Source organism: Longimicrobium sp. (assembly GCF_036399255.1).
Lineage (GTDB): Bacteria > Gemmatimonadota > Gemmatimonadetes > Longimicrobiales > Longimicrobiaceae > Longimicrobium.
The window spans coordinates 72317-78316 of record NZ_DASWNM010000022.1; the positions used below are offsets into that span (position 1 = coordinate 72317).

The following is a 6000-nucleotide window of genomic DNA, read 5'->3' on the forward strand; positions in this document are numbered from 1 at the left end:
GAACCCGGCGCGCGACCGAGGAATCTACTTTCCGTTTCCTCGTGACCTGTCGCGACGCCCCGGACTGGCCCTGTCCAGCGGTTGCGCGGCCGCATGTATGGTGCGGGCTGCCGCGTCCAGCCTCGCGCGGGCCGACGGTAGATTCCTCGGCCCTGCAACCTGCGCGGCATTCCTCCGGCGGCAGCGTGGGCGGGCCTCGGAATGACAGACGCCCCTGAATGCAACCGTATCTGGCCGCACACCCCACACTGTCATTCCGAGGGAGCGCCGCGCGGGCCCGTCCGCACCACCGAACCCATGGCGCGACCGAGGAATCTACTTTCCGTCTCCTCGTGACACGTCGCGGCGCCCCGGACTGGCCCTGTCCGGCGGTTGCGCGGCCGCACGTATGGCGCGGGCTGCCGCGTCCGGCCTCGCGCGAGCCGACGGTAGATTCCTCGGCCCTGCAACGCGCGCGGCATTCGTCCGGCGGCAGCGTGGGCGGGCCTCGGAATGACAGATCGCGGTAGGTCACGACCGGACGCCGACCGTGGCGGTCAGACCTCCAGGCGCTCCACGTCGGCGGGCTCGCCCCACAGGCGGTGGACGATGGGGGTCACGCCGGCGGGGTCGCCGGTGGTGAGAATGCGGACGGAGCCGGCGGCGCCCTCCGCCAGCGCGCCGCCGTCCGCCAGGATCTGCCGCGTGCGCCGGGCGATGGCCTCGGCGCTGTCCAGCAGGCGCACGTCCGGGCCCAGCGCCTCCTGGATGGCGTCGCGCACGAAGGCGTAGTGCGTGCAGCCCAGGACCACCGTGTCCACGCCCGCTTCGCGCAGCGGCGCCACGTACGCCTCCATCCGCTCCGCCAGCTCGGGCCCGGCCAGCATCCCCCCCTCCACCAGGTCCGCCAGCCCGGGACAGGGATCGCGCACCACCTGCACGCCGTCCGCGTAGTTGTCCACCAGGCGCTGAAAGCGCGCGGAGCGCAGCGTGCCGCTGGTCGCCATCACCCCCACCCGGCCGTTGGCGCTGTCGCGCACCGCCGGCTTGAGCGCCGGCTCCAGGCCGATGACGGGAATGGTGAGCACCTCGCGAAGGGCCTCCAGCGCGGCGCCGGAAGCCGTGTTGCAGGCCACCACCAGCACCTTGGCGCCCTGCGCCTGCATCCACGCGCCGATGGCCAGCGTGCGGGCGCGCACCTCTTCCTCGCCGCGGTCGCCGTAGGGGACGTACGCGGTGTCGGCCACGTACAGCAGGTGCTCGGCGGGGAGCGCGCGGCGGATTTCGCGGGCCACGCTGAGCCCGCCCACCCCGCTGTCGAAGACGCCGACCGGTGCCGTCACGGGCCTACGGGCACGGTGGCGCGCAGCTCCGTGCCGCCGCCGGGGCGGGGCACGGCGTTCACGTGCACGTCGAAGTCCTGCAGGTGCGCGGCGACGAACGCGTCCGCGCCGGAAAAGAAGAGCCAGAAGATGGAGAGGGTGATCCAGTCCTCGCGCTGGTTCTCGCGGTCGCGCACCAGCGGGTGCTTGGCCGTGGGGCCAATCTCCCCCGTCTGCCGGGCGATGGTCTCCAGCTCGCGGGCCTCCTGCAGCTTCTGGTGCGACTTCAGCACCATCCACAGGCTTCCCGCCTCCAGCGTAAAGTACACGCCGCCGCGCCCCGTGGCGCCCAGCTCCGACTGCCCCCACCCCGGCAGGATCAGCGAGCGCATGAACGCCCCCCGCGGGGTGATGCGCAGCAGGCTGTCGGGGACCACGGGCACGGTGTCGCCGCGGATCTGGATGGGGGCGCGATCGGGATCACGCGGCGCCGGATCCTGCGCGGCGGCGGCGCGCGGGGCCAGGCACGCCGCGAGCAGCGCCAGCAGCGGGAGAAAGCGGATCATCCGCAGGGTCATCAGGAAAGCCGGACGGTTCGGCATCGTAAGCAGATCGGGATGTCTTTATGCACCGCGCGGATGGTGCAATCCCCGGTCCCGCGCGGCACCGAAAACTAGCAGGCAGGCAGACCCGCGCGCGAGGGGCCCCACCGCGGCTCCGGCAACCTGCCCTGGAAGAGGGAAAGACGGATGCGGAAGGATCTCGATGCCGCGGCCGGCATCCAGCTGCGCCCGCCGGGGTGCCCCTCCCCCGGCCCCTCCCCGGTCGTTCCTCACGGAGAGGGGAGAATTCGATCCCGCTCCGGAAGCCGCGAAGGCAAGGCCCCACTCGCGGCGGCACCCGTACCGCCGAAGCGCGCCACCCCCAGTGCCATGCTATCCCCTCTCCCGCGCAGCTGCGGGAGAGGGCAGGCGAGGAACGAGCCGGGTGAGGGCCCCGCGCGCAGCGCGCCCGCTGTTCCGATCCTTACTCCCGCACTCCCGCACTCCCGCACTCCCGCACTCACGCACTCACGCACTCCTCCCCTACCGCACCGGCCTCGCCGCACGGCAGACTGCGGCGAGGCCGCGGGCGTAGTGGCCGTCGGGCTGCCGCGGCGTGGTCCACGGCTGTCCCTGCGGGCGATGGCTGCCCAGGCGGCGGCCTTCCAGATACGTGGTGCGGGCGATCAGGCGCGTTCGGCCGCCGGCGCAGTCAACGTCCATCTCGTACTCCACCGTGTCCAGCGGGTCCTGCTCCACGCCGTCCAGCGAGGGGGTGATGGGCTGAAAGTACTCGATGCGAAAACGGCCGCGCAGCGCACCCGCCGCGCGCGGGCCGTCCACCGTGGTGTCGACGGCGATCCGCAGGAACGGGGTCACGCTGACGGTGGTGAACCCGGCGGGCTGCGGCGCGCGTCCGCTGCGGCGCTCCAGCTCGTCGTACCAGCCGGGGCCGCGCCACGCCACCCGCACCATCCGCTCGCCGCCCACGCGCGTCACCTCCACGCGTACGGACGTGAGCCCCGCTTCCCACAGCCGCATCGGCCACTGGTCTTCGTCGCCGGTCTCGTCCGGCGCGCCCAGCTCGGCCTGCAGCGAGTCGGCCAGCGCGTCGTAGCGGCCGGCCACCGGCTCCCCGCGCACCGCGTCGTGCAGGGTAAAGCCGATCAGCCGGCCGTTGCGCAGCTCGGCGTTCAGCCGGGCGCCGTCTTCGCGGGTGAACGCGTGGTCGCCGCTCTCCGTCACCTCCTGGAAGGCGAAGCCCTGCGCCCGCAGCGGCGCCCGCACGCTGTCGGCGGCGACGTGCCAGGGGATCTGGTGATAGGCCAGCTTCTGCGCCGGCATCGCCTCCGCCGCGAGACAGACGCAGGCCGGTACCATCAGCAGCCGGAACGGGATCATCATGGGCGGAACGATGGAGGATGGGCCCGCCTCGTGCGGGTGCGGCAGGGCGGCGGCGCCGCTTCCGGTCATCCAATATGGGCGGATTCGTGTGTCCTACAAGGAAGCCGTACCGGCAGTGGGAGCCGTCGTCGACAGGTCACGAGAATCCGACAGTAGATTCCTCAGTCGGCGCCACGGGATCGAGCAGGCGGAAGGTCCGTGCGGCGCCTCCTTCGGAATGACAGAGGGTGCGGAGGCGCCTATCAGAGGATGGTCGCCACACCTCTCACCACCACTGACTTCCTGAGGGAGGCGCCGCTCCACAACCTCTTCGTACGATGTACTTTGGCGCCGACCGAAGGACCTCGTCAACCGAACGATGGGGCTGGTCCCGTGCCCCGATCTGGCCCCTGCGCCACCGGGAGGAGGTCCTTCGGTCGCGCGCAACCTGTTTTGTGACTTCTTGTTACACGTGGTGCGCTCCCTCAGGAAGTCACCGTTTCGTTATGGATTCAAGGTGTAGCACTACCCTCTCACGAAGTCAGAGCTAGCGCTTGGTTCGGGACGGCGGACCCGGGTCCAGGCCGCCGTGTACCAGCGCGCTCACCGTAACCCGATGACGAGCAAGATGTTCGATTTCCAAAGATTGACGGCCGCGCTGGCGCTGGCCGCGATGGCGGGGTGCGCGAGCGCGCCGCGGGCGGAGTCCGCGCCGCGGCCCGCGGCGGTGGAGGGGCGGCTGGTGCTGATGGGGACCACGGACCTGCACGGCTGGATCCTCCCCTACGACTACTACACGGGGCAGCGCACGGACAACGGACTGGCCGCGCTGGTGCCGCTGATCGACAGCGTGCGCGCGGCCAACCCCGAGCGCACGGTGCTGGTGGAGTCCGGCGACCTGCTGCAGGGCAACCCCATTGACTTCGTCTTCCGCCGCCTGGCCGAAGGCGAGGAGCACCCGCTGGTGCGCGCGATGAACCTCGTCGGATACGACGCGGCGGCCATCGGCAACCACGAGTTCAACTACGGCATCGAGCACCTGGACCGCGCCGCCGCCGGCGCCCGCTTTCCCTTCCTCAGCGCCAACGTCTTTCGCGCGGGGACGCCGGAGCACGCGTACCGGCCGTACACCATGGTGGAGCGGACGGTGGGCGGGCGCACGGTGCGCATCGGCATTACCGCCGTCACGCCGCCGGGGGTGCTGATCTGGGACCGAGACAACGTGCAGGGACGGCTGGACTTCCGCGACATCGTCCACAGCGTGCGCCCCGTCGTGGCCGAGATGCGGGCACGGGGCGCGGACCTGGTGATGGTCGCCGCGCACAGCGGGCTGGAGGGGAGCAGCTACGACACCGCGGCGACCGGCGTGCCCACCGAGAACGCCGCGGCAGCCATGGCGCGCGAGGTCCCGGGGATCGACGTCATCTTCATGGGCCATACGCACCGCGAGGTGGCGGACACCACCATCAGCGGCGTCCTGGTGCAGCAGGCCAAGAACTGGGGCACCTCGCTGGCCGTGGCCGAGCTGGACCTGCGCTGGGATGGAGCGTGGAGCGTCGCCGGCAAGCGCGGGCGCATCCTCCGCCCCGCGCCGGGAAGCACGTCGCCGCGGGTGGAGGCGGCGGTGGCGGACGCGCACCGGCGCACGCTGGAGTACGTGGCGCAGGTGATCGGCACCTCCACTGAGGTGTGGACGTCGGAGCTGGCGCGGACGCGCGACACGCCGATCCTGGACCTGATCAACGAGGTGCAGACGCGGGCGACCGGGGCCGAGCTTTCGGCCGCGTCGGCGTTCTCGCTGACGTCGCGCATCCCCCAGGGGCCGGTGACGGTGGCGGACGTGGCGGGGCTGTACATCTACGACAACACGCTCAAGGCCGTGCGCATCAGCGGCGCCCAGCTGCGCGCGTACCTGGAAAAGAGCGCGGAGTACTACCTGCCCTGCCCCGCCTCCGCCTGCGAGACGCTGACCAACCCGGCCGTCCCCGGCTACAACTACGACGTGGTGAGCGGGGTGGAGTACACGCTGGACCTCACCCGTCCGGTCGGACAGCGGCTGACGCGGCTGGAGCGGAACGGGCGCGCGGTGGCGGACGCGGACAGCTTCACCGTCGCGCTGAACAACTACCGCGCGAGCGGCAGCGGCGGCTTCAGCATGCTGATCGGCGCGCCGGTGGTGTACGACCGGGGCGAGGGGATTCGCGAGCTGCTGATCGAGGACATCCGCCGCCGCGGCACCCTGCGCCCCGCCGACGTCTTCCGGCAGAACTGGCGGATCGTCCCCGCCGCGCTGGCCGAGCGCGCCGCGGCGGAGCAGCGGCCGCGGACGCCGTAGCGCTTCGGAAGGCCTGGCGCGATCCGCCGGCGCCCCCTCCGGGCTCGCACCACTCGCCCACCTCCCCCAAAACTGCTGGGGGAGGTTGGGATGCCGCGGATTTTAGGCGTTCAGACAGGCATCGAGCTGCGTCCGCGGGGGCCCTCACCCGCTCGCCCAGGCTCGCCCCTCAAACGTCCCAAACGATCGTGGGGGGTTTCGCGGGTGTGGCGCGAGATGGTGAGCCGCCCCCCTCCCCGGCCCTCCCCCGCAAACTGCGCGGGGGGAGGGTGACGCGACCTACAAGCTGGCCCGAGCGCGATCGAATTCTCCCCTCTCCGCGAGGAACGAGCGGGGAGGGGCCCTCCGTCGGGCGCAGTTCGGTCCTCTTCGCCGAACCTCGATCCCTCGGCCCCCCCCAACCTCCCCCAGCAGTTTTGGGGGAGGTGGGCGAGTAATG

General features: G+C 71.8%; 4 protein-coding genes. 1 reads left to right on the forward strand and 3 read right to left on the reverse strand.

What is annotated here, in order from left to right; all coding sequences use genetic code 11:
- Positions 1-536: 536 nt before the first annotated feature.
- From murI to VGC13_RS03335, 3 genes are all read right to left on the reverse strand, one after another.
- On the reverse strand, positions 537-1322 hold the full coding sequence (murI, locus tag VGC13_RS03325; protein ID WP_331123781.1) for a glutamate racemase: 786 nt from the start codon (positions 1320-1322) through the stop codon (positions 537-539).
- Positions 1319-1879, reverse strand: a complete 561-nt coding sequence (locus VGC13_RS03330; protein WP_331123782.1) for a DUF5683 domain-containing protein — start codon at positions 1877-1879, stop codon at positions 1319-1321. Before VGC13_RS03330 ends, murI begins: the two co-directional genes overlap by 4 nt.
- A gap of 507 nt (positions 1880-2386) precedes the next feature.
- On the reverse strand, positions 2387-3316 hold the full coding sequence (locus tag VGC13_RS03335) for a hypothetical protein (protein ID WP_331123783.1): 930 nt from the start codon (positions 3314-3316) through the stop codon (positions 2387-2389).
- A 526-nt stretch (positions 3317-3842) separates the two neighbouring features.
- Here VGC13_RS03335 and VGC13_RS03340 point away from each other — a divergent pair.
- Entirely contained in the window at positions 3843-5561 is a 1719-nt protein-coding gene (locus VGC13_RS03340; protein WP_331123784.1) for a bifunctional metallophosphatase/5'-nucleotidase, read from the forward strand.
- The last annotated feature ends 439 nt before the right edge of the window (positions 5562-6000 follow it).